The sequence below is a fragment of the Actinoplanes sp. NPDC004185 genome (assembly GCF_053603475.1).
This window is the reverse complement of the sequence record NZ_JBSGFR010000014.1, coordinates 41,233-62,786: the sequence shown is the minus strand read 5'-3', so window position 1 is coordinate 62,786 and position 21,554 is coordinate 41,233. Positions and strand designations below refer to the sequence as shown.

Below are 21,554 nucleotides of genomic sequence, written 5' to 3'. Positions count from 1 at the left end.
TCGGTTGTCGCGCGGGTCACCGACGGCTTGGCTAGGGGGATGGCCGAGTCCTACTTCGTCTGCGCGACGCCGCGTACCGGCAGTTCCCTGCTCCTCGGCCTGCTGGGGTCGACCGGGCTGGCCGGCACCCCCGAGTCGTATTTCCGGCAGCCGGACGGGCAGCTGTGGGCGGACCGGTGGAGGATTCCCGGCCCGGCCGACCCGGCGTTCGACTATCGGGCCTTCGTGCGGGCCGCCCTCGTGGCCGGAACGACGCCCAACGGCGTCTTCGGCGCCAAGTTGATGTGGGGCACCCTCGACCATCTGGTGGCCGAGCTGGCGCCGTCCGCCGAGGGCCGCGACCTGGCGGTGCTGGAAGCCACGTTCGGACCGGTCCGCTTCGTGTACCTGCGGCGCGAGGACGAGCTGGCCCAGGCGGTGTCCTGGCTGCGCGCGGAGCAGACCCGCACCTGGAGGGCCGGCGACCCGGGCGCCACCGCGGACGAGCCGCACTACGACGGGGCCGGCATCACCAGGCTGCTGGACACCGTGGCCGAGCACAACGCCGCCTGGCGGGCCTGGTTCACCCGGTACGGCGTCACGCCGTACGAGATCACCTATGAGCAGCTCACCGCCGACCTCACCGGCACCACCCGCGGCGTGCTCTCCTTCCTGGACCTCGACCCGGAAGCGGGCGGTCCCATCCAGCCGCGGCACCGCCGCCAGGCCGACCGGCTCAACGAGGAATGGGCCGCGCGATACCGGACGGAGACCGCCCGCTAGAGCAGTTCCGCGTCGTGGACCAGCAGCGCCACCTGGACCCGGTTGTTCAGGTCGAGCTTGGCCAGCAGCCGCGACACGTGGCCCTTCACCGTCGGCAGGCTCATCCCCAGCTCGGTGCCGATCTCCGCGTTCGACCAGCCCCGGCCCAGCGCCAGCGCCACGGCCCGTTCCCGCCCGGTCAGCGCGGCCAGCCGCTGCCGGGCCCGGTCCCGCCGCGGCCCGGCGGCCGGGTCGGCGACGTGATCGATCAGCTGCCGGATCACCGCCGGCGACAGGCTGGCCGAGCCGCCCGCCACCGCCCGGACCGCGTCGATGATGTCGCGCGGCGGAGTGTCCTTGAGCAGAAAACCGCTGGCCCCGGCCCGCAACGCGTCCAGCACATGCTCATCGGCATGGAACGTGGTCAGCACGATGACATGCGGCGGCGCCGGCCGCGAACGCAGCCGGCGGGTGGCGATCAACCCGTCCACCTCCGGCATCCGGATGTCCATCAGCACCACGTCGGGCCAGTGCGCGTCGGCCATGGCCGAGGCCTGGGCGCCGTCACCGGCCTCGGCGACGACCTCGATGTCCGGCGATCCGCCGAGCAGGATGCGCAAACCGGCCCGGACCAGCGGATCATCATCCACGATGGCCAGCCGGATCGGCCGCGTCCGGGCGCCGTCCGCCGTCACGATCGCCTCCCGGCGCCGCGAGCGCCGATCGCCGCCGGGCCGCCGCCGGCGGACCTCACCGACTCCGGCGACCCAGCTGACCCGGCCGACCCAGCTGGGCAGTGGGCGCCGATGCGGTTCAGGCCGGCCATGGCAGTCGCGCTTCCAGGACGAATTCGTCGCCCTGCGGGCCGTACCGGACGTGGCCGCCGGCCAGCGCCACCCGTTCGCCGACGCCGATCAGGCCCATCCCCGCTCCCGGCACGCCGGGCCGGGCAGCCGGCGTCGGATCCGGGTTGGCGATCCGGATCAGCAGCTCGGCACCGGGTTCGCCGTCGAGCCGCACCCGGACGACCGCCCCGGGCGCGTGCTTGCGCGCGTTCGTGAGCCCCTCCTGCACGATGCGGTAGGCCGTGCGCCCGAGCACCACCGGCATCTGCGGCACCGCGCAGGTGTAGTGCACCGGCGTGCCCATCGCCCGCGCGCTGTCGAGGAGCGCGGGCAGGTCGGCCAGCCCCGGTTGCGGCGGCTCCGGGCGGCCCGTCGCGCCCTCGCGCAGCACCCCGATGACCCCGCGCAGCTCCTCCAGGGCTTCGTGGGCGCTGGCCCGGATCGCGCCCGCCGCGATCGCCACCTCCTCCGGCCGTGCGTCGGTGCGTACCTCCAGGGCCCCGGCGTGCAGGCTGACCAGCGACATCCGGTGGGCCAGCACGTCGTGCATCTCCCGCGCGATGCGGGCCCGCTCGGTCAGCCGGGCCTGGTCCTCCCGCAGGTGCTGCTCGGCCTCGAGGCGGGCGGCGTGCTCCCGCAGCGACCCGGTCAGCCGCCGGTACGCCCGCACGAACATCCCCCACCCCAGCGCCCCCGCCGTGGTGACCCCGCGGACCAGCAGGTCCACCCACACCGGGAACTCCGGGCTGTCGTGCAGCACGAAGTACACCGGCACCACCGCGACGTACGCGACGCCCAGCGCCAGCGCCACCGGGCCCCGCCGGTGGATCGCCACGGTGAACAGCGCGACGATGACAGCGCCGGTCGCCATCACCGACACCGTGCTCACGAGCAGCAGGGCGATGGTCAGGCCGACCGGCCGGCGCCGGCGCAGCAGCAACGTGGCGCAGCACAGCACGCCGAGCGCGACGTCGGCGAGCCACGGCAGCGGCGCACCCTCGCGGGTGGCGTCCCCGAGCGGCACCATCAGCGACCCGTACGCCAGCGCCACGGTCACCGCGACGGCGTCGGCCAGCCGGTCGCGGACCACCGACCGGCGACCGCCCGCCGGGTCGGGCACGAGCAACGAGAACACCAGGCCGGCCATGGGCCGAGCCTACGATCCGGCGCCGTGCGGGGGCACTGTCCGAAGTCACCCGCGACCCCTACCGAAGTATGGGTGCGTACCGGATCCGAGGGCCGATGCGCCGGACAGCCGGCCCCGGTCAGGCTCACGCCATGGTCAGACGAGCGGGGTGGATCGGTGCGGCGGCGGGCTGGGGGATCGTCGCCGGGTGGTGGATGCCGCGCGGCCCGTTGACGGGCGTGCAGGCGCTGTGGTCGGTGGGGCTCAGCATCGTCGTGGGGGTGGCGGTCGGCCGGCTGGGCCGGTCACGGTGGTCGCTGCTGATCGCGCCGGCGGCCTTCGTTGCCATGGTGGAGTTGCTGCGGCTGCGCGTGGACGGGCCGTCGGTCGACGCGCCGCACGCCAGCGCGTTCGGCTTCATCGCGCTGGTCACCGGACGAGGGCTGCACGCGTTGATGACGGTGCTGCCGATGGTGCTCGGTGCCGTGTACGCGCGGCGCGGCAGCAGGCCTTTTCTGCGGCGTGTAGCGACGGGAGTGCTGAGCGCGGTGCTGGTGGTCGTGACGGTGGCGGTGGCCGTACCGGCCCGGACGCCGGGGATCGCGGGGGAGCGGAGCATCGCCGAGCTGACCCGGATCGACGCGGGCGGTCACCGGCTCGGCGTGCTGATCCGGGGGGTCGACCGGTCAGCACCCGTGTTGCTCTTCGTGCCCGGCGCGCCGGGTGGCTCCGAGCTGGGCGCGGCCCGGCGTCACCTGGCCGAGCTGGAGAAGCGGTTCGTGGTGGTGACGCTGGACCGGCGCGGCGGAGGCTCGTCGTACCCCGCGCTGGATCCGGCCGCGACGGTGACGCTGGACAGTGCGGTCGCGGACGTCATCGCCGTCACCGAGGCGCTGCGCCGCCGGTTCCACCAGGAGAAGATCTTCCTGCTCGGGCACTCCGGCGGCTCGATCCTGGGCGTGCTGGCGGTGCAGCGGCGGCCCGAGCTGTACCGGGCGTACATCGGCGCCGGGCAGGCCGTCGATCTGCCCGCCAGCGACAAGATCTTCTACGCCGACATCCTGGCCTGGGCGCGAGCCGCGGGCCGCGACGGCCTCGTCCGTACGCTGACCGCACTCGGCCCGCCGCCGTACCGGGACGTCTACTCGTACGAGCCGATCATGCTCTACGCGAGCCAGGTCTACGACTACGACCACTCGGGCAACGCCCCCGGGGCGGATGATCCCTTCGACGGCGTCGACGCCTCGGAGTACACCGTGTTGCAGAAGGCGCACACCGTCAACGCCGTGCTGGACACCTGGAACGCGCTCTACCCCCGTATGCAGAGCGTGGATCTGCGCCGCGACGTGCCCCGGCTGGAGGTGCCCGTCTATTTCGTACAGGGCGCCCACGAGATGCGGGGCCTCGCCGAACTCTTCACCCCCTGGTACGAGGCACTGCGGGCGCCCGGCAAGCGGCTGACCGTGGTGCCCTCCGGTGGCCACCGGGCGTTCCTGGAGCAGCCGCGCCGCTTCGCCGAGGTGATGGACGAGGTGCTGGCTCAGGCCGGAGGCAGCACCCGGTAGGTGAGGTGGGTGACCAGCGACGCCGACCGGCCGGAGAGCTGCTCCAGGCGCACCGGCGGGATCCCGTCGAAGAGCCGCTCGCCCCCACCCAGCATCACCGGAGCGATGTGCAGGCGCAGCTCGTCGAGGAGGCCGGCGGCGAGGGCCTGGTTGATCGTCGAGGCGCCACCGGCCACCGAGATCCGTCCGTCGCCGGAGGCCTCGCGAGCCCGGGCGAAAGCCTCCTGGATGCCGCCGGTGACGAAGGAGAACGTGGTGCCGCCCTGCATCACCAGGTCGGCGCGCGGGTGATGGGTCAGGACGAAGACCGGCTTGTGGTACGGCGGGTCCTCACCCCACCAGCCGCGCCACTCCGGATCCCAGTCGCCGCGCCCGGGGGCGAACATGTTGCGCCCCATGATGAACGCGTCGGCGGCCGTGATCGCCTCCAGCTCGGCGGTGTTCTCGTCCGGGGTGTCGAACATCCAGCGGTGCAGCTGCTCGCCGCCCTCGCCGAGGGGGTCCTGCCGGCTCTGCCGGGGCCCGGCCACGAAGCCGTCCGCGGAGACGGCGGGGTCGGAGGTCACGTAAGCCATGGTCGTCCTCTCCAAACCGGTTGTTGTCTGCAATCGGTTTGGACCGTACCGGATACCGGTTGTAGAGTGCAACCGGTACGGCGATGTCCGACTGCACGGGGTCTCAGCACTGGCGAGGAGCCGACGATGACCGAGGAACACCGGTCCGGGTGCCCGATCAACCTGTCCCTCGAGGTCCTCGGCGACAAGTGGTCGCTGCTGATCATCCGGGACATGATGTTCGGCAACCGCCGGCACTTCCGGGCTCTGCTGACCGAGAGCGAGGAGGGCATCGCGTCCAACATCCTGGCCGACCGCCTCCAACGGCTGACCGCGCTCGGCATGCTGACCTCGGCGCCCGATCCCCGCCACAAGCAGCGCATCCTGCTCAGCCTGACCGAGCCGGCCATCCAGCTCGTGCCGGTGCTCGCCCACCTCGGCGCCTGGGGCCGCCGGCACCTGCCGGTCACCCGCGAGCTCGCCATCCGGGCCGAGCTGCTGGAACGCGGCGGCCCGGCACTCTGGGACGACTTCATGGCCGAGCTGCGCGAGCTGCACCTGGGCGTGCCCCGCCCGGCCGGCACCGAGTCGGTGCTGTCCCGGCTCACCGCCGCCTACCACGCCGAGCTGGCCCGCGACGAAGCCGCATAGCCATCGGCCTGGCCCGGGCAGGGGCCGCGTAACCGCTGGATGTGCCGTCCGCGGCCCGGGCGGGAACCGGGCTCCCGCGCCGACACGTCCAAGCGCGGACTGCCCTCGTGCGATCCGGAGGCCCACCATGTCCGTCCGCCGCGCCCGCCCGATGTCCGCCCTGCTGAACGCCGTGATCCTGCTCGGTCCGGTGATCCTGCTCGCCACCGCGACGCGCCGGCCCCGCCGAGGAGGTGACCGGGTCGACACCGCGGCCGCGACGGCGACCGTTCCCGATCTGGTCGGCCGTGATGTCGCCCGGGTCGGCAAACTGGCCGGTGACGCCGGCGTGGTACCGATCCTGAGCTACCGCCCCCGGGCCCGGCAGGCGCCCGGCACGGTGGTGGCGGTCCATCCCGCCGCCGGGTCGGCGGTGCGGCGGGGCAGCACGATCCAGGTCTCGGTCGCGGGCCGCCCGGCCGCCGACCTCGACGGCCGGATCGCCGCCGACCGCCGCCGCTTCGTCGGGCTCGGCGCCGACCCGGACGGGACCGTGGTCGTCGCGGTCGCCGCCGGTGTGGATCCGGTCGCCGCGGTCTCGGCCATCCGCCCGGCCCTGGCCGGCCGCCGGCACCGCGTCGTCGCCTGCCCGACCACCTTCGCCGAGCTGGAGAGCGTCCGGGCCGGGGTGAGTGCCGACCTGCTGCGGGCGGCCGGCTACACACTTCGGGTGGATCCGGTGGCGGGCGCTGTCTGTGTCGAGGGTGACGTCCCGGCCGACGTCGCCGCCGCGCTCACCGACCGGTACGGCCGGGCCGTCGTCGTGGACAGTGCCGGGGCCGCCCGCCGGTCCGCGTGAATCAGCTGGTGATGTCGCGGCCGGCGAAGCGGGCCCACGCGGCCGACAGGAACACCAGGATGTAGGCCCCGGCCGACAGCAGCCCGGGCGTCAGCGCGTCGAAGGACACCGGGTCGCGCAGCAGCTCGCCGAAGTCCTGCCAGTGCCGGGTCAGCAGGTACGGATGCAGCCAGTCCAGCTGCGGGATCTGCTGGAGCACGAAGCTGGCCACGGTCAGCATGGTCAGTGCGATGGTGGCGCCCATCGGCTGCTCGGTGAGCGTGGACAGGAACAGTCCCATGGCGCCCAGAGCCGACAGACACACCCCGAGGAACAGGCAGACGCCGAGCAGTCGCACCAGCGCCTCGCCGAAGCCGACCTGGGTGCCCGACAGCAGCGTGACGTCCCCGCCGCCGAACAGGATCAGCCCGATCACCAGACCCGAGATCGCCACCACCAGCGGCGCCAGGAACGCGCCGGCGACGATGCCGGCGTACTTGACGGCCAGCAGGCGGGTCCGGCCCACCGGCACGGTCAGCAGGTAACGCAGCGTGCCCTGGTTGGCCTCGCCGGCCACCGCGTCCCCGGCCAGCATCGCGATGGCGATCGGCAGGAACAGGCCCAGCTCGACGCCGAGCGCGGCCAGCGCCACGAAGAAGCCGTTGCCGGTGATCTGGGCGAAGAAGTCCGGGCCGCCGCCGGGGCGGTCCGAGGTGTCCGGCGCGGCGACCTTCATGGCCACGGCCAGCACGACCGGTACGGCGGCCAGCGCGGCCAGGCCGACCTGGTTACGCCGGCGCACCGCGATCAGGCGCAGCTCGGAGAGCAGGAACCGGGCCGAGACCCGGCGTACCGGGGTCGCGGGGACCCCGGACACCTCAACCGCTGACATCGAAGCCTCTTCCGGTCAGGGAGACGAACACGTCCTCGAGGCTGGGCGACTCGGCCGCGAAGCCGCGTACCGCCACCCCGTCGTGCACCAGCGCGGCCACCACCTTCTCCGGCGCGATCGCGCCGAGCTGGCCGGTGGCCTCGGCCGCCGTCTCGGCGACCTCGGTCAGGCCCAGTGTGCGCAGCACCCGGGCGGCCTGGGCCGGCTGGTCGGTCAGCACCCGGGCCCGTGGCGCCGCGTCCGAGCGCAGCTGCGCCAGCGGTTCCTGGGCGACCAGCTTGCCGCGGTGCATGACCCCGACGTGGGTGCAGACCTGCTCCACCTCGGCGAGCAGATGAGTGCTGAGCAGCACCGTCGCGCCCTCCGCGGCGAGCGCCCCGACCAGCGTGCGGACCTCGCGGGTGCCCTGCGGGTCCAGGCCGTTCGTCGGTTCGTCGAGGATGAGCAGCTCCCGCGGCACCAGCAGGGCGGCCGCGATGGCCAGCCGCTGCTTCATGCCGAGCGAGTAGGTGCGGTAACGCTTGCCGGCCGCCGCGCCCAGGCCCACCCGGTCCAGGGCCGCGGCGATCCGGGCGTCCGACGTCCGGGCCTCGGCGCTGCGATCGGCCGCGTCCACCCGGCGCAGGTTGTCCCGCCCGGACAGGTACGGGTGGAAGCCGGGGCCCTCGACCAGCGCGCCGACGCGGGGGAGCACGTCGGCGGCGTGCTCCGGCATCGCCGCGCCGAGCAGCTCGTGCTGCCCGGCGGTGGGACCGATCAGTCCCAGCAGCATCCGGATCGTGGTGGTCTTGCCCGAGCCGTTCGGGCCGAGGAAGCCGTAGACCGAACCGCGGGGGACAGCCAGGTCGACGGTGTCCACCGCGACCTGGCTGCCGAACCGCTTGGTCAGCCCCTGTGTGGCGACCGCGAGGTCAGTCACTTTCCGGCTGCCTCATACAGCTTCTCCGGGGCCACCGCGCCGACCAGGATCCGGCCGTCGTCGGTGATCAGCGCGCTGAACAGGGCGCTGGTGAGCAGGTGCCCGCTGCCCCAGGTGCCGCTGGTCTTGGGCAGCGTCCCGATGATCGCGTCCAGTTGCCCGGCCGCGCCCGCCGCGCCGTCCTTGGCCTTGGCGTCGTCACCCTTCGGCAGCTTGGCCACCAGCACGGACGTCCAGCCCTTGCCGACGACCTTGGTGCCCTCGGTGGCCTCCTTGTGCGCCTTCTCCACCTCCGGCGTGATCGCCTTCTCGCGCTCCTTGGCGATGTCGGCCTCGCTGGGCTCGGTCACCTTGGTGCCCGGCGGCGGGTTGAAGGTGAACTGCTCGGCGTCCGGCACCTCGAAGCTGACCTGCTGGAACGCCACCCGTACGGCCGGGTCGTTGGCGCTTTTGGCGTACACGTCCACGCCCAGCGGGATGTGCTTCTCCGCGTCGATGGCCAGGCGCACCTGGCCCACCAGCGAGGCGGTGTCGCGCGGGGTGAGGACCAGCTCGTACGCGTCCCGGCCGGCGACCTTGGCCGCGCCGGTCGTGGTGACCGCCGTGGTCGGGTCGATCGCGGCGAGCGCGGCGTCGGCGGCCTCCTGCGGTGTCGACGGCAGATCCGTCGGCAGCGCCCGGGGCTTGCCCGACTTGCCGGCCTTGTCCGCCGGCAGCTTGAGGTGCGTCGCCGAGCTGTCGGCGCTGCGCCACATCCACACGTCGGAACCGTTGCGGATCACGTCGGTCTCGCCGAGCGTGCCCATGAGGGCGAGGCGCGCCTTGTCCTCGCCGGCGTACCAGACCCGCGCGGTGTTGCTGCCTGCGACCAGCTTCATGATCTCCGAGCTGCCGGCTCCGCTGGTGACGCCGGGCAGCGACGGCAGACCCAGGTCGGCCGTCTGCACGACCGTGCCGGAGAAGCCGTCAACCTTCGCGTTCTGCACGTCGACCAGCAGCTGAGCCGCGCTGCGCTCCGGCAGCGAGGGGTCAGCGCTGGCGACGATCGTGCCCGCTGCGGCGCCGCCTCCGATGACGACGACCGCTGCTGCTGCCGGAACCAGCCAGCGCAGCGCGGGCCTTGACCTGAACACACTCACGATGAGCACCTCCCGTTGTCTGGAGCCATCCTGCGCCGTACCGGCTGTGACGCCGCTGAGAACATCCCCTAGGGGTTGGCCCACCCATGCCAAGGTAGTGGGGTGCGGTTGCTGGTGGTGGAGGACGAGGCGCGGCTCGCGGCTGCCCTGCAGCGTGGTCTGCAGGCCGAGGGGTTCGCGGTGGACGTGACCGGGGACGGTCAGGACGGGCTGGAGCTGGCCCGCCACGGTGACTATGACGCGATGATCCTCGACGTCATGCTGCCGCGGCTGTCCGGCTACCGGGTGGTGCGGCAGCTGCGCGCCGAGCAGAAGTGGCTGCCGGTGCTGATGCTCTCGGCCAAGGACGGCGAGTACGACCAGGCCGACGGGCTGGACTGCGGTGCCGACGACTACCTGACCAAGCCCTTCTCGTACGTGGTGCTGCTGGCCCGGTTGCGGGCGCTGCTGCGGCGGGGCACCCCGGAACGCCCGGCGGTGCTGCGCCACGGCGACCTGGAGCTGGACCCGGCGCAGCGCAAGGTCACCGTGGCCGGGGCCGAGGTGGTGCTGACCGCCCGCGAGTTCGCCCTGCTGGAATACCTGCTGCGCCGCCCCGGCGAGGTGGTCTCCAAGACCGAGCTGCTCGACCACGTCTGGGACGCCGCGCTGGACACCGCCGCCAACGCGGTCGAGGTCTACGTCGGTTACCTGCGCCGCAAGATCGGCCGGGAGCGGCTGGAGACGGTCCGCGGCGCGGGCTACCGGCTGGCCGCCGTCGACGGGTCCTGAGCATGGCCTGGCTGCGCCGGCTGAGCCTGCGGGCGCGGCTGCTGCTGGTGTCGGTGGTGGTGCTCTTCGTCGGCCTGGCCGGCGGCGGTGTGGTGCTGGTCGCGACGATGAACTACGCGCTGCTGCGCACCGCCAACGAGGAGGCGCTCGACACCGCCACGGCGGTGGCCGAGCTGGTCGACGAGGACACGCTGAGCGATCCGCTGCCGGCTGCTCCGGGCGTACGGGTGCAGATCGTCGACGCCCAGGACCGGGTCCGTTCCGTGTCCACCGGCGCCGACCGGCTGGTGCCGATCCTGTACCCGGACGAGATGGACGCGCTGGGCGACCGGGAGGGCACGTTCATCCGGGGTGACCGGATCGGCTTCGAGGGCCGGGTCCGGGTGGTCATGGTGCTGGCCGGGCCCGCCGACGACCGGGTCCGGGTGCTGGTCGCGCGGCCCACCGCGGACCTCACCCAGGGCCTGCACCTGCTGCGCACCACGCTGCTGCTCACGTTCCCGGCGCTGGTGGCGCTGCTCGCGCTGGTGGCCTGGCGGGTCGTCGGCGCGACGCTGCGCCCGGTCGAGGCGTTGCGGGCCGGCGCCGAGGAGATCACCGGCGGCGCCCGCTCCGACCGGCTCCCGGTGCCCGACTCGCACGACGAGATCCACCGGCTGGCGGTCACCCTCAACGGCATGCTGCACCGCCTGGACGCGGCCCGGGGACGGCAGCGGGCCTTCGTCGCGGACGCCGCCCACGAGCTGCGCAGCCCGCTGACCAACATGCGCACCGAGCTGGAGGTCGCGCAGCGGCTGCCGGACACCACCGACTGGCCGGCCCTGGCCGACGACCTGCTGACCGATGTGGACAGACTCAGCCGGCTGGTCGACGACCTGCTGCTGCTGGCCCGGGCCGACGACGGCAGCACCCGGGTCGAGGAGCGGCGGATGGAGACCGTCGAGCTGGGCCAGCTGCTGGGCGAGGTCGCGGCCCGCTACCCGGCGGTGGAGTACGAACGCCCGGCGGTGCCGCTGCGCACCCGCGGCGACCGCGACGCGCTCGGCCGGGTGGTGGCGAACCTGCTGGACAACGCCGTCCGGCACGCCGCGTCGTCGGTACGGCTCACGGTGACGGCCGACGGCGCGTACCAGTTGATCTCGTTCTCGGACGACGGCCCGGGCATCCCGGCGGCCGACCGGGAGCGGGTCTTCGACCGCTTCACCCGGCTCGACGACGCGCGGGCCCGCGACGCGGGCGGCTCGGGTCTGGGCCTGGCCATCGTCCGGGAACTGGTCCGCCGGCACCGCGGCACGGTGGTGCTGCAGGGCGCGTCCCCGCCGCCGGGCCTGCGCGTGGACGTCCGCCTGCCGGGCGTCTGAGGTCAGTGCGCGCCGGGCTGGTCGCCTGTCGGCGATCTCAGCTGCTGGACGCGACCGGGTGCACCAGGACCCGCGTCGGCGGCTCGGCGAGCAGTTCGATGACGCGGTCGTGGCGCTTCTCGATCTCCTCGTTCGATGCGGCGTAGTGGCGGTCGAACGAGGACTGGTCGCGGTAGAACTCGGTGATCCAAAGGACTTCGGGCTCTTGGTCGTCGCGGGCGACCAACCAGTCCACGGGGCCGTCGGCGTCCTCGACGTAGTGCAGATCGGTGATGAACTTCGCGAGTTCGTCGCCTTCCCCGGTTCGTGCGCGCATCTTGAGCAGCACGCCCGGCTTGGTGGTCTCGACCATGAGTAGTCCTCCTTGAAGTAGCTGTTCACGCGATTGGATCAGCGTTCCAAAGCCAAGTTTGGATCGCCGTTCCAACTATGTCAAGATGAGTGCCGTGCCCAACGGGAGACCACGCCGAACCGACGCGCTGTCCAGGGAGCGCCTCGTGCAGGCGGCGATCGAGATCCTCGACGCGGGCGGGGAGGACGCGCTGACCTTCCGCCTCCTCGCCGGCCGCCTGGGCACCGGATTCGGCGCGATGTACCACTACGTCGCGAACAAGGAAGCGCTGCTCGACGCGACGACGGTCGAGGTCATCACCGACGCCCTCGACGAGGACCGGCTCCCCGATGAGCCTCGCGCGGCCATTCGCGGACTCGCCCTCAACGTGTTCGACGCGATCGCCGCGCACCCCTGGGTCGGCACCCAACTCGTGCGCCAGCCGTGGCAGTTCGCGGTCGTCCGGCTGTTCGAGGCCATCGGCAGCCGCCTGGACGCCCTCGGTGTACAAGAGCACCAGCAGTTTCATGCGGCGTCCGCGTTCGTGACCTTCGTCCTGGGTTCCGCCGGGCAGTCCGCCGCGGCGGCCCGGCTCCTGCCGCCGGACCTCGAACGCGCGCCCTTCCTACGGGCAGTGGCGGCGCAATGGGAAGGGCTCGACGGCAAGGCATTCCCGTTCGCCCGGCGGATGGCGGACGGCCTGGAGGAACACGACGACCGCGAGCAGTTCCTCGCCGGCGTGAACGCCCTCCTGGCCGGCATCGGTCCGACATCGACGCGGTGAACCTGAGCCCTCGGCACTTACTACTGGCGGACGCGTCTCGGTGAGTCGCTGACCCGGTGAATGTTCGTGGTCACCGCACCATCAGCCGGAGGCTCGCGAAACGCCGGGAACTTTCCCGGGACGGTCACCGACCAATGACCGTGCCCGGCGCCCCGGCCGGGTCCGACGGAAGGTTTCTGATGTCGCTGTTGAAGCGCTCGGCCGCGGTGGCCGGGATGGTCACCGCGCTCACCCTCGCCCTCGCTGTGCCCGCGTCCGCGCACGTCACGGTCAACGCGAACACCGCCGTGCAGGGTGGTTACGCCAAGGTCACCTTCCGGGTGCCGAACGAGAGCGACACCGCGAGCACCACCAAGGTCGAGGTCAACCTGCCGGCCGACACGCCGTTCGCGTCGGTGTCGCTCAAGCCGGTGGCCGGCTGGACCATGGCGCCGGTGAAGTCGAAGCTGGCCAAGCCGATCGAGGCGCACGGCACCCAGATCAACGAGGCGGTCACGAAGATCACCTGGACCGCCACCGGGGACGCGGCGATCAAGCCGGGCCAGTTCCAGGAGTTCGACGTCTCGCTCGGCCCGCTGCCGCAGGTGCCGCAGGTGGTGTTCAAGGCGCTGCAGACGTACTCGGACGGCAACGTCGTGCGCTGGATCGACGAGCCGACCACCGACGGCACCGAGCCGGAGAAGCCCGCGCCCGTCCTCAAGCTCACCGCGGCCGCGGCGGCCGACGCGCCGGCTGCGGCCACCACCAGCACCGCTCCGACCGTCTCGGCGGCGGGCGAGGCCGCGGACGGCAACGGGACCTGGGCCGGCATCATCGGCATCGTGCTGGGGCTGGCCGCGCTGGTGCTCGGGCTGCTCGCGTACCGCCGCTCGGGTCAGAGCACCGCGGGGAAGTGACCGACGAGCAGGTGACCGGATGGGCGCTCGCCGCGGGCCGGGGTGATCGGGATGCGGCGGCGGCGTTCGTCCGGGCCACCCAGCGGCAGCTGCGGCGCTTCCTGCAGCACCTCGCCGGGCCCGAGGAGCTCGACGACCTGACCCAGGAGACGTACCTGCGGGCGCTGCGCAGCCTGCCCGGTTTCGCCGGCCGGTCCAGCGCCCGCACCTGGCTCTACACCATCGCGCGCCGGGTCGCCGTCGACCACGTGCGGGCCGCGGTGGTCCGGCCGCGGATCGCCCGGGTCGAGGACTGGCAGGGCGCGGCCGACGCGGCGCTCGGCGCCGACCGGCCGCGCTTCGAGGACGATCTGGCCCTGCGCGACCTGCTGGGGGCGCTGAGCGCCGAGCGGCGGGAGGCCTTCGTGGCCACCCAGCTGCTCGGGCTCTCGTACGCGGAGGCGGCCGAGGTCTGCGACTGTCCGGTGGGGACGATCCGCTCCCGGGTGGCCCGGGCCCGCGAGGATCTGGTGGCGGCGCTGGCCGCCAGCGGTGACCCGCGCCGCGGCCGGGGTTCGGACGCGGCGGGCTGACGGCCCGGTCAGCCGCCCGTGTAGGCCGCGTAGCACCGGTCGGCGCGTTCGCGGGCGACGGCCGGGTCGGTGCCGCCGGCGACAGCGGCCTCGGCCCAGCTGTCGCTGCTCAGCCGGTAGAAGAGCTTGCCCTCGTCGGAGACCATCCACGCCTCGATGGCGGCCTGGTCGCGGGGGGCCGCCGGATCCGCCAGGTGCATGGCCAGCCCGAGCAGGCCCGCGTCCCAGCCCATCCCCACGGCGCCGGGGCCGAACTGCTCCCAGAACTCGTCGGCGACATGCGCGACGTGCTCCAGCTCGAAGCGGGTGCGTCCGTCGCCCTCCGGGACCAGGCGGACCTCGATCCAGCTGACGTCGCCGTTGTACTCCCACGTGGCGGCGAAGCCGTGCGGCTTGTCGCAGCGGGAGATCGTGCCGCCGGCGTTGCCCTCGAACTGGTACTTGCCGCCTTCGCGGAGCTCGCCGCTGACCGGCAGGAACCAGCGGGTGATCCGTTCCGGGTCGGTCACCGCGTCCCACAGGTCGTCCTGGCCGGTGTCGTAGACCTGGCTGATGGTCGACACGCGGGCTTCGCCGGCCTCCAGGGTGCGGCCACCGGCCTGGCGCCGTACCGCGCTGATCTGTTGTTTCGCGTCCTTCATCCGTCGCTCCGATCGTCGTCGCGGGCGGCGAGCCGCCGCTGTCGCTTGCCGCGGGCCACCTCGGTGGCCAGCGCGTCCAGGTGGGGGGTCCAGAACCGGCGGAACCGGCTCAGCCACTCGTCGGCCTCGCGCAGCGCCGTGTCGTCGACCGCGTAGAGCCGCCGGGTGCCGTCCGGGCGTACCGTGGCGAAGCCGTTGTCGCGCAGCACCCGCAGGTGCTGGGAGACGGCCGGCTGGGAGATGCCGAACTCGGCCCGGATGACCTCGGTGACCGCGCCGGAGGGCTGCTCGCCGTCGGCGAGCAGCTCCAGGATGCGGCGGCGGACCGGGTCGCCGAGCACGTCGAAGGCATGCACCCGGTCACTGTGCCAGGCGCGGCTTATATAAGTCAACTCTTAATCAAGCGCCCGGCCCGGTGGACTGCTGCGATGCTGCTTCACGTGCGTGTCTGCTCGGTCGTGCTGGTGCTGAGCCTGCTGGCGGGCTGCGGCGACCCGGCCACGCGGGAGCCCTCCACGGTGCTGCCCCGGCCGTCGTTCGGGGCCTGGTCCGTCCCCGGCCCTTCGGTGAGCGCCTCGCCCGCCGCGCCGGCTGCGGCATCGTCCCCGGTCCCGGCTTCGTCCCCGTCCCCGGCCACCGTCGTCAGCAGCGGGTGGGAGCTCACCGTCTACTACACCGCCGTGCAGAGCCTGCACGACGGTGAGCCCGAGACGGTCACCGGCTGCCGCGGGCTCGACTGCGCGCACGGCCACGATGACCTTGGTGAGTATCCCGCCGACTTCGTCGCGGCGGTCAAGGACGAGGGCACCGGGCGTACGACGGCCGGCACGTACCTGAACTGGTCGTACGACATCGGCTACTGGCTGGACACCGCTGCCCGGGACACCGACGGCGCCCCGCTGCGCCCGTTCGTGTCCGCCGCGGCCGACCCCGGGGTGCTGCCCCGGGGCACGACCTTCCGCGTCGCCGGCTGCGGGCACACCGACGATGGAGCCGCGGCGCCCGGAGAGGTCTGCACCGCTCTGCGCCAGGCCGGCTGGACCGTGACCGATGAGTTCACGCCCGGCCTCGGCGGCCGCAAGCACCTCGACCTCTACATCGGCGAGGAGACCGGACCCGGCTTCACCGACTCGGCCTGGTATCTCACCCTCACCGGGGCCTCGGTCAGGACGCGTACCGCTTAGCGGCGCGCTCGCGGGCCTTGGCCGCCTCGGTCTCGCGGTCCTTGGGTGGCGCGGCGGTGACGAGCTCGGCGAGCAGCTCCTCGGTCGCCGCCGCGACCGCGGCGACCGCCCGGTCGAACGCGGCCTGGTTGCGCTGCGACGGATTCGTCGCCCCGGCGACCTTGCGCACGTACTGCAGTGCGGCCGCCCGGACCTCGTCAGAGGTCGCGGGCGGCTCGAAGTTGTGCAGCTGGCGAATGTTTCGGCACATGGCAGCAGCGTAATCACTGCCGGCCCGTCAGGGCAGGACGCCCGGAGGGAACCATTCCACGGTCCGGAAGTCGCCGGTCTCCACCGTCTCGTAGGGCGCGCCGCTCACGCACAGCGGCACCGACTCGGTGCTGCCCGGATCGATCACCCAGCTGTATCCGACCCGGTCGTGCCGGCCGTGGTCGTACACCGTGAAGCCGCGGCGCACGCCGATGAACCCCTTGAGGCTGCTGGCGGTGATGATCCCCGTCGCGACCGCCACCGGGCCGCCGACCGCCAGACAGTCGATCCGTCCGCTGAACCAGGCCCCCTCGGTGCCGAGGTAGTGGCTGACCCGGAACGTCCCCCGGGCGTCCGGACCGAGGCCGTGGGCGTCGAAGGTGAACCGGATGTCGTCACCGGCGGCCCGCCACAACGTCGCCGAGCCGACCAGGCTGGGCTCGGTCGGCGCCGGGCGGGTGGCCGACGCGGCGCCACCGGACGTGATCAGGACGGCGGCCGCGGCGGTCAGGGCGAGAACTGCGCGCTTCATCATGCTTCCTCCAGGTCTCGGGTACTTCCGACATGGATCAGCCTGGTCCGTCGTGGCCCGCCGCGACTCCCGCCCGGGAGGGAACCGGCTCCCTCTCAGGAGGGACTCACAAAACCCGACTCGTACGCGGCGATCACCGCCTGGGTACGGTCGCGGGCGCCGAGCTTGGCCAGCACGTTGCCGACATGGGTCTTGACCGTCTGCACGCCCAGCACCAGCCGCTCGGCGATCTCGGCGTTGGACAGGCCCCGGGCCATCAGCCGCAACACCTCGGCCTCGCGGCCGGTGAGCTCGGCCGGGGGCCGACGGCTGCCGTACGCGGCCGCGAGACGCCGGATCGCCGCCGGGAACAGCAGCGACTCGCCGGCCGCCACCACCCGGATCGCCGCCAGCACCTCGGCCGGACGGGCCCGCTTGAGCAGGAAGCCGCTCGCCCCGGCGCGCAGGGCGGCGTACACGTACTCGTCGTGCTCGAAGGTCGTGATGATGAGGATGCGCGGTGGGTGGGCGGCGGTGGCGAGCGCGTGCCGGGTGGCCTGGAGTCCGTCGATCGCCGGCATCCGCACGTCCATGAGCACCACGTCGGGGCGCGTACGGGCCAGCAGCGGCGGAACGGCGGCCCCGTCGGCGGCCGCGCCGACCACGGTCAGGTCCGGGGCGGTCGAGATGATCGCGGTCAGCCCGATCCGGACGAGCTCCTCGTCGTCGACCACGGCCACCCGGATCGGCTCGGCGGGGGTGCTCACCGGGGCCACTCCGCGCGTACCCGCCAGTCGTCGCCGTCCGGACCGGCGACCAGCTCGCCGCCCAGCAGCGACACCCGTTCCCGCATCCCGGCCAGGCCGCGGCCGGGCAGCGGATTGCGCACCTCGACGACCAGGTCCGGACCGCGGGTGCTGACCCGCAGCGTCACCGGCGCCGGTGCGGCGTGCCGCAGCGCGTTGGTCAGCGACTCCTGCACGACCCGGTACGCCTCCCGGGACAGTTCCGCGGGCACGTCGTCGAGCGCGCCGGTGGTCATCACCTGCGCGCCGACGCCCGCGGCGAGCCGGGGGAGGTCGCGCAGGTCCGGTTGCCGGATCACCGCCGCCTGACCCTGCCGGGGCGGGATGGGGTCGGCGGGGGAGCGGCCGGGCCGGTGCCGCTCGTCGCGGAGCAGGCCGAGCACCTGGTCCAGGTCCTCCATGGCTGCGCGGCCCGTCTCCTCGATCGCGGTCAGGGCCCGGCGTGCGAAGGCCGGATCGCGGTCCAGCAGCTCACCGGCCGCGGCCGCCTGCAGCACGCTCACCGTCAGCGCGTGGCCGACCGAGTCGTGCAGGTCGCGGGCCAGCCGGTTGCGCTCGGCCAGCCGGCGCGCCTCGGCCCGTACCGCCGCGACCCGTTCATCGGCCGACGGGCCCAGCAGCACCGGCGCCATCACGGCGGCCAGGGCGCCCAGCCCGGCGGTCGCGTAGCCGGTGGCGAGCAGCAGGGCCACCCCCAGCAGTCCCAGGCCGGCGGCCGGCCAGCCGGAATGCGTCATGATCAGCTCCGCGGCGACCGGCACGGCGACGAACAGCGCCAGCCCGACGATCGCGCCCACGCCGAGATGCACGGCGAACCACAGCGCCGCGCGCACGCGTGCCTCCGGGGCGGGCGGCGCGGGCGGGTCCGGCAGCTCGACGCCGAGCAGCCAGCGGGCGGCGGCGATCTCCAGCACCCGCGCGCCGTGCAGGAACGGCGGGGTGAGCCCGATGACGGCGGTCGCGGCGCCGAGCACCACAACGAGGGCGGCCGGCGTGCCGTCGTCGGCCGCGAGCCGGGCCAGGCCCACCCCGACCAGCCCGTACGGCAGCAGCAGAACGCCGCCGAGCAGCAGGAACGCGCCTCGCCGGTACGTCGTGGCGAGCACCAGCGGCCGGATCACCCGGGTCGCGGGGGACCGCTCGGCCACCGCCGCGGGCGAGGTCCGGGGGGCCACGGAGGACATGCCGGGACCCTAGTGCGCCACGGCACCGGCCGCTGCCCCGGCGGGATCCGGACCCCGGGCCCGGATAGGTTCTGCGGATGACCGTGGACGTCGATGAGTCGGAGCCCGCTGCCGTTGCGTCGCCCGGGCGTCACCGGCGGTGGCTGGTCGCTCTGCTCATCGTGGTCATGCTGGGTCAGATGGCGGCCGCCATGGTGGTCACCTCGGTCCAGCAGACGCCGACCATCGACGAACCGGTCTACGTCGGCGCGGCCGTCACCTACGTCCAGCAGCACAGCCTGCGCTACAACCCCGAGCATCCGCCGCTCGGCAAGCTCATCATGGCCGCCGGGCTCGCGTTCGCCGACCCGCACCTCGATCCGCGCTACCGGGGCGACCAGTCCGAGCTGGGCCGGTACGTGCTCTACGAGGCCGGCAACGACCCGTACGAGCTGATGTTCGCCGCCCGGCTCCCGATGATCATCCTGACGCTGCTGTTCGGTCTGGTGGTGTTCGCCTTCGCCCGGGACCTGACAGGACCGGTGGGCGGGCTGCTCGCGCTGGCCCTGTACGCCTTCTCGCCCGATCTGATCGCCCACGGGTCGCTGGCCACCCTCGACGTGCCGGCGGCCGGTTTTCTGCTGACCGCCACGTGGCTGCTCTGGCGGGCCCGGAACCGCCCGTGGCTGTATCTGCCGCTGGCCGGGCTGGCGCTCGGCGCTGCCCTGGCGACCCGGATGAGCGCGCTGCCCGCGGTGCCGGTGCTGATGGTCCTGGCGTTCCTGGCGGTCAAAGGGCTGCGCGGGGTGGCCGCCGCGGCCGGGGTCGGGGTGGTCGCCCTCGCCGTGGTGTGGGCCAGCTATCTCGTCGTCGACCCGACGCTGCATTTCCTGACGCCGATCGGCCTGCCCGAACTGCACGGGCTGAAGCGGACGGTGGTGAACCTGATGCCCCTGCCGGAGCCGTACCGCGACGGCATGCGGATCCAGTTCGGCTTCGAGCAGCACACGTTCAACGGCTTCCTGTTCGGCGAGGCGTACCGGGGCTCGCGCTGGTACTACCTGCCGGCGGCGATGCTGGTGAAGACGCCGCTGGGCATGCTGGTGCTGTGGCCGGCCGGCGCGCTCACCATGCTGACCGTGGCCCGGCTGCGGGTCGCGGCCATGTACGTGCTCGTGACGCCGACGGTGCTGTTCGTCGTGGCCATGACGGGCGCCCGCAACTACGGCAGCCGGTACGCCATCTTCCTGCCGGTCTTTTTGGCCGTGGCCGCGGCGGCGGTGCTGACACTGAGGTGGCGCTGGGCCCGGATCACCGCAGCGGCGCTGGTGGCGTTCGTCGCGGTCAGCTCCGTACGCACCTTCCCGTACTACCTGCCGTACTCGAACGAGGCGTTCGGCGGGCCGGCGAAGACCCACCTGCGGCTGCACGACTCGAACGTCGACTGGGGTCAGGACCTGGGCCGGGTCGCCGACCGGCTGCGCGAGCGCTATCCCGGCGAGCCGGTCTGGCTGCTGTACAAGGGTGCGGGGGTGCCGGCCGCGTACGGCATCGCCGCGAAGGACCCGCGCGGGGTGCCGCCGGCCGAGGTGCGCGGTCTGCTGGTGGTCTCGGACTCGACGATCGCGGGGGCCACCGGCCGCACCCGGGCCCTGATCGCCGGCAGCGGCACACCGATCGACTCGGTGGGCCACTCGATCAGCATCTACCGCCGTCCCTGACCTCGCCCGCCCCGCGGGTCAGCCGGCGGCCGGTTGCAGGCCGAACTTGCCGTTCTCGGCCCGCAGCAGCAGGAACTTCGGCGTGGTGCGGGTGCCGTCCGGGTTGAAGCTCAGCGGGCCGCTCATCGCCGTCAGGTCGGTGGCCGCGATCGCCTTGCGGACCGCCTCGCGGTCGGTGCTGCCCGCCCGCTTCACAGCATCGAGCGCGACGTTCACCGCGTCGTACGCCTCGACCGTCGACGGTCCCGGCGGTGTGCCGAAGGCCGCCTGGTAGCGCTTCGACCAGTCGGCCAGCTCCGGCAGGAACTCCGGGAAGATCAGAGCGGTGCCGTACACGCCGCGGGACTGGGCGGGGGTGAGGTTGTCGAGCAGCGGGCCGTCGGTCGCGCCGTCGCCGACGACGATCTTGCCGGTGAAGCCGTGGCCGCGCAGGTCCTTGATGAGCTGACTGGCCTCGGCGTAGTAGCCGGTGTAGTAGACGATGTCGGCCCGGCCGGCCCGCACCGAGCCGGCGATCCGGGAGTAGTCCGGTGCGCCCTGGCTCAGCTCGAACTGGCCGGTCACCGTCAGATCGCCGGTGCGCTTGGCCGCCGTGGCCGTGGACTCGGCCAGCGTGACCGGGAAGCTGGTGCCGTCGTGCACGACCGCGAGCCGGCGACCGCCGAGGCGCTTCATCCAGTCGACCGCGAAGTCGGCCTCGGCGGTGACGGTGCCGCAGATCAGGAAGACGCTGTCGTACTTCGGCGCCAGCAGGTCGGTGGAATTGGACTGGGCCACGACCATCGGCACACCGGCCGCCCGGAAGATCTTCAGGGTGGGTACGGTCGCGCTGCTGCAGTAGCCGCCGACCGAGGCGACGATGTCCTGGCCGACCAGCGTCCGGGCGGCGGTCACGGCGGTGCCGGGGTCGCAGGCGTCGTCCTCGACGGCCAGCTCGACCTGCCGGCCCAGGATCCCACCGGCCGCGTTGGCCTCACTGATCGCCAGCCGGGCCCCGTTGACCATGGCCTCGCCGGACGGGCTGCTGCGCCCGGTGAGCGGCACGAGGGTGCCCACCCGGATCGTTCCCGACGACGGCGCGGGCGTGCCCGCGGTCTCGGCCGCGGGCCCGCCGCAGCCGGCCGCGGCGGCCAGTACGACAGCCACGGCGACGCTGGACAGCACTCTGCGGCTGCGCAATGGGACCACACCCCGTCCTTCGGCTCATGGGTCTCATCGGTCCCCGGGCCGGTCACCTGAGCCCATTCGCCTTCACCACCGCCCGTCGCTGCCGAATAGAGCGCCGTGATCAGCCGCATCCGGGGACGCAGTGTCG

25 protein-coding genes are annotated in these 21,554 nt (G+C 73.3%); 11 read left to right on the top strand and 14 right to left on the bottom strand.

Annotated elements, in window-relative coordinates; translation table 11 throughout:
• Positions 1-39: 39 nt before the first annotated feature.
• The gene (locus tag ACWEOZ_RS16550) at positions 40-762 is read left to right on the top strand and encodes a Stf0 family sulfotransferase (RefSeq protein ID WP_451911537.1); all 723 of its coding nucleotides are present in this window, start codon (positions 40-42) and stop codon (positions 760-762) included.
• Here ACWEOZ_RS16550 and ACWEOZ_RS16545 read toward each other — a convergent pair.
• Both ACWEOZ_RS16545 and ACWEOZ_RS16540 read right to left on the bottom strand, forming a co-directional pair.
• Positions 759-1,436, bottom strand: coding sequence for a response regulator transcription factor (locus tag ACWEOZ_RS16545; protein ID WP_451911536.1), 678 nt, complete (start codon positions 1,434-1,436; stop codon positions 759-761). The two genes, ACWEOZ_RS16550 and ACWEOZ_RS16545, sit on opposite strands and share 4 nt — an antisense overlap.
• Before the next feature lie 118 nt (positions 1,437-1,554).
• The gene (locus ACWEOZ_RS16540) at positions 1,555-2,733 is read right to left on the bottom strand and encodes a sensor histidine kinase (protein WP_451911535.1); all 1,179 of its coding nucleotides are present in this window, start codon (positions 2,731-2,733) and stop codon (positions 1,555-1,557) included.
• Positions 2,734-2,864: 131 nt separating this feature from the next.
• On the opposite strand from ACWEOZ_RS16540, the gene ACWEOZ_RS16535 reads away from it, so the two are divergent.
• Entirely contained in the window at positions 2,865-4,277 is a 1,413-nt protein-coding gene (locus tag ACWEOZ_RS16535; RefSeq protein WP_451911534.1) for an alpha/beta fold hydrolase, read from the top strand.
• Here ACWEOZ_RS16535 and ACWEOZ_RS16530 read toward each other — a convergent pair.
• Entirely contained in the window at positions 4,253-4,852 is a 600-nt protein-coding gene (locus ACWEOZ_RS16530) for a dihydrofolate reductase family protein (protein WP_451911533.1), read from the bottom strand. The two genes, ACWEOZ_RS16535 and ACWEOZ_RS16530, sit on opposite strands and share 25 nt — an antisense overlap.
• Before the next feature lie 126 nt (positions 4,853-4,978).
• Here ACWEOZ_RS16530 and ACWEOZ_RS16525 point away from each other — a divergent pair, with 126 nt between their 5' ends.
• Both ACWEOZ_RS16525 and ACWEOZ_RS16520 read left to right on the top strand, forming a co-directional pair.
• Positions 4,979-5,482: a winged helix-turn-helix transcriptional regulator gene (locus ACWEOZ_RS16525; RefSeq protein ID WP_451911532.1), complete on the top strand. Its 504-nt coding sequence runs from the start codon at positions 4,979-4,981 to the stop codon at positions 5,480-5,482.
• 127 nt (positions 5,483-5,609) lie between these two features.
• Complete coding sequence (locus ACWEOZ_RS16520; RefSeq protein ID WP_451911531.1) at positions 5,610-6,320, top strand: PASTA domain-containing protein; 711 nt, start codon at positions 5,610-5,612, stop codon at positions 6,318-6,320.
• Between the two features lies 1 nt (position 6,321).
• Here the strand turns inward: ACWEOZ_RS16520 and ACWEOZ_RS16515 are convergent, their stop codons facing one another.
• The 3 genes from ACWEOZ_RS16515 to ACWEOZ_RS16505 are packed head-to-tail and all read right to left on the bottom strand — an operon-like array spanning position 6,322 to position 9,249.
• Positions 6,322-7,191 carry an ABC transporter permease gene (locus ACWEOZ_RS16515; protein ID WP_451911530.1) on the bottom strand — a complete coding sequence of 290 codons (870 nt, stop codon included), beginning with the start codon at positions 7,189-7,191 and terminating at the stop codon, positions 6,322-6,324.
• Positions 7,178-8,110, bottom strand: coding sequence for an ATP-binding cassette domain-containing protein (locus tag ACWEOZ_RS16510; protein ID WP_451911529.1), 933 nt, complete (start codon positions 8,108-8,110; stop codon positions 7,178-7,180). The genes ACWEOZ_RS16515 and ACWEOZ_RS16510 overlap by 14 nt, the downstream gene beginning before the upstream one ends.
• Positions 8,107-9,249 carry a LolA family protein gene (locus ACWEOZ_RS16505; RefSeq protein WP_451911528.1) on the bottom strand — a complete coding sequence of 381 codons (1,143 nt, stop codon included), beginning with the start codon at positions 9,247-9,249 and terminating at the stop codon, positions 8,107-8,109. Before ACWEOZ_RS16505 ends, ACWEOZ_RS16510 begins: the two co-directional genes overlap by 4 nt.
• A gap of 102 nt (positions 9,250-9,351) precedes the next feature.
• Here ACWEOZ_RS16505 and ACWEOZ_RS16500 point away from each other — a divergent pair, with 102 nt between their 5' ends.
• Together ACWEOZ_RS16500 and ACWEOZ_RS16495 are read left to right on the top strand one after the other, a co-directional pair.
• On the top strand, positions 9,352-10,020 hold the full coding sequence (locus tag ACWEOZ_RS16500; protein WP_212989447.1) for a response regulator transcription factor: 669 nt from the start codon (positions 9,352-9,354) through the stop codon (positions 10,018-10,020).
• A gap of 2 nt (positions 10,021-10,022) precedes the next feature.
• On the top strand, positions 10,023-11,381 hold the full coding sequence (locus tag ACWEOZ_RS16495; RefSeq protein ID WP_451911527.1) for a HAMP domain-containing sensor histidine kinase: 1,359 nt from the start codon (positions 10,023-10,025) through the stop codon (positions 11,379-11,381).
• Positions 11,382-11,418: 37 nt separating this feature from the next.
• Here the strand turns inward: ACWEOZ_RS16495 and ACWEOZ_RS16490 are convergent, their stop codons facing one another.
• On the bottom strand, positions 11,419-11,733 hold the full coding sequence (locus ACWEOZ_RS16490; RefSeq protein ID WP_451911526.1) for a putative quinol monooxygenase: 315 nt from the start codon (positions 11,731-11,733) through the stop codon (positions 11,419-11,421).
• 145 nt (positions 11,734-11,878) lie between these two features.
• Here ACWEOZ_RS16490 and ACWEOZ_RS16485 point away from each other — a divergent pair, with 145 nt between their 5' ends.
• The 3 genes from ACWEOZ_RS16485 to ACWEOZ_RS16475 all read left to right on the top strand — a co-directional run bounded on the left by ACWEOZ_RS16485 (position 11,879) and on the right by ACWEOZ_RS16475 (position 13,964).
• The gene (locus tag ACWEOZ_RS16485) at positions 11,879-12,496 is read left to right on the top strand and encodes a TetR/AcrR family transcriptional regulator (protein WP_451911525.1); all 618 of its coding nucleotides are present in this window, start codon (positions 11,879-11,881) and stop codon (positions 12,494-12,496) included.
• A gap of 179 nt (positions 12,497-12,675) precedes the next feature.
• Positions 12,676-13,392, top strand: coding sequence for a YcnI family copper-binding membrane protein (locus ACWEOZ_RS16480; protein WP_451911524.1), 717 nt, complete (start codon positions 12,676-12,678; stop codon positions 13,390-13,392).
• A complete protein-coding gene (locus ACWEOZ_RS16475) occupies positions 13,389-13,964 on the top strand; it encodes a sigma-70 family RNA polymerase sigma factor (protein ID WP_451911523.1) in 576 nt (191 codons plus the stop codon). The genes ACWEOZ_RS16480 and ACWEOZ_RS16475 overlap by 4 nt, the downstream gene beginning before the upstream one ends.
• An 8-nt stretch (positions 13,965-13,972) precedes the next feature.
• Here the strand turns inward: ACWEOZ_RS16475 and ACWEOZ_RS16470 are convergent, their stop codons facing one another.
• Both ACWEOZ_RS16470 and ACWEOZ_RS16465 read right to left on the bottom strand, forming a co-directional pair.
• A complete protein-coding gene (locus ACWEOZ_RS16470) occupies positions 13,973-14,605 on the bottom strand; it encodes an SRPBCC family protein (RefSeq protein WP_451911522.1) in 633 nt (210 codons plus the stop codon).
• Positions 14,602-14,961, bottom strand: coding sequence for an ArsR/SmtB family transcription factor (locus ACWEOZ_RS16465; RefSeq protein ID WP_451911521.1), 360 nt, complete (start codon positions 14,959-14,961; stop codon positions 14,602-14,604). Before ACWEOZ_RS16465 ends, ACWEOZ_RS16470 begins: the two co-directional genes overlap by 4 nt.
• A 72-nt stretch (positions 14,962-15,033) precedes the next feature.
• Here ACWEOZ_RS16465 and ACWEOZ_RS16460 point away from each other — a divergent pair, with 72 nt between their 5' ends.
• Positions 15,034-15,789 carry a hypothetical protein gene (locus ACWEOZ_RS16460; protein WP_451911520.1) on the top strand — a complete coding sequence of 252 codons (756 nt, stop codon included), beginning with the start codon at positions 15,034-15,036 and terminating at the stop codon, positions 15,787-15,789.
• On the opposite strand, the gene ACWEOZ_RS16455 is transcribed toward ACWEOZ_RS16460, so the two are convergent.
• The 4 genes from ACWEOZ_RS16455 to ACWEOZ_RS16440 form a co-directional block, all read right to left on the bottom strand.
• Positions 15,770-16,039: a DUF2277 domain-containing protein gene (locus tag ACWEOZ_RS16455; protein WP_451911519.1), complete on the bottom strand. Its 270-nt coding sequence runs from the start codon at positions 16,037-16,039 to the stop codon at positions 15,770-15,772. The two genes, ACWEOZ_RS16460 and ACWEOZ_RS16455, sit on opposite strands and share 20 nt — an antisense overlap.
• Before the next feature lie 27 nt (positions 16,040-16,066).
• Entirely contained in the window at positions 16,067-16,570 is a 504-nt protein-coding gene (locus ACWEOZ_RS16450) for a hypothetical protein (protein ID WP_451911518.1), read from the bottom strand.
• A 95-nt stretch (positions 16,571-16,665) separates the two neighbouring features.
• The gene (locus tag ACWEOZ_RS16445) at positions 16,666-17,316 is read right to left on the bottom strand and encodes a response regulator (RefSeq protein WP_451911517.1); all 651 of its coding nucleotides are present in this window, start codon (positions 17,314-17,316) and stop codon (positions 16,666-16,668) included.
• A complete protein-coding gene (locus tag ACWEOZ_RS16440; RefSeq protein ID WP_451911516.1) occupies positions 17,313-18,539 on the bottom strand; it encodes a sensor histidine kinase in 1,227 nt (408 codons plus the stop codon). Before ACWEOZ_RS16440 ends, ACWEOZ_RS16445 begins: the two co-directional genes overlap by 4 nt.
• 77 nt (positions 18,540-18,616) lie before the next feature.
• On the opposite strand from ACWEOZ_RS16440, the gene ACWEOZ_RS16435 reads away from it, so the two are divergent.
• Positions 18,617-20,239: an ArnT family glycosyltransferase gene (locus ACWEOZ_RS16435; protein ID WP_451911515.1), complete on the top strand. Its 1,623-nt coding sequence runs from the start codon at positions 18,617-18,619 to the stop codon at positions 20,237-20,239.
• Positions 20,240-20,257: 18 nt separating this feature from the next.
• Here the strand turns inward: ACWEOZ_RS16435 and ACWEOZ_RS16430 are convergent, their stop codons facing one another.
• Positions 20,258-21,418 (bottom strand): branched-chain amino acid ABC transporter substrate-binding protein, encoded by a 1,161-nt coding sequence (locus ACWEOZ_RS16430; RefSeq protein ID WP_451911514.1) that lies wholly within the window; start codon positions 21,416-21,418, stop codon positions 20,258-20,260.
• Positions 21,419-21,554 lie beyond the last annotated feature (136 nt).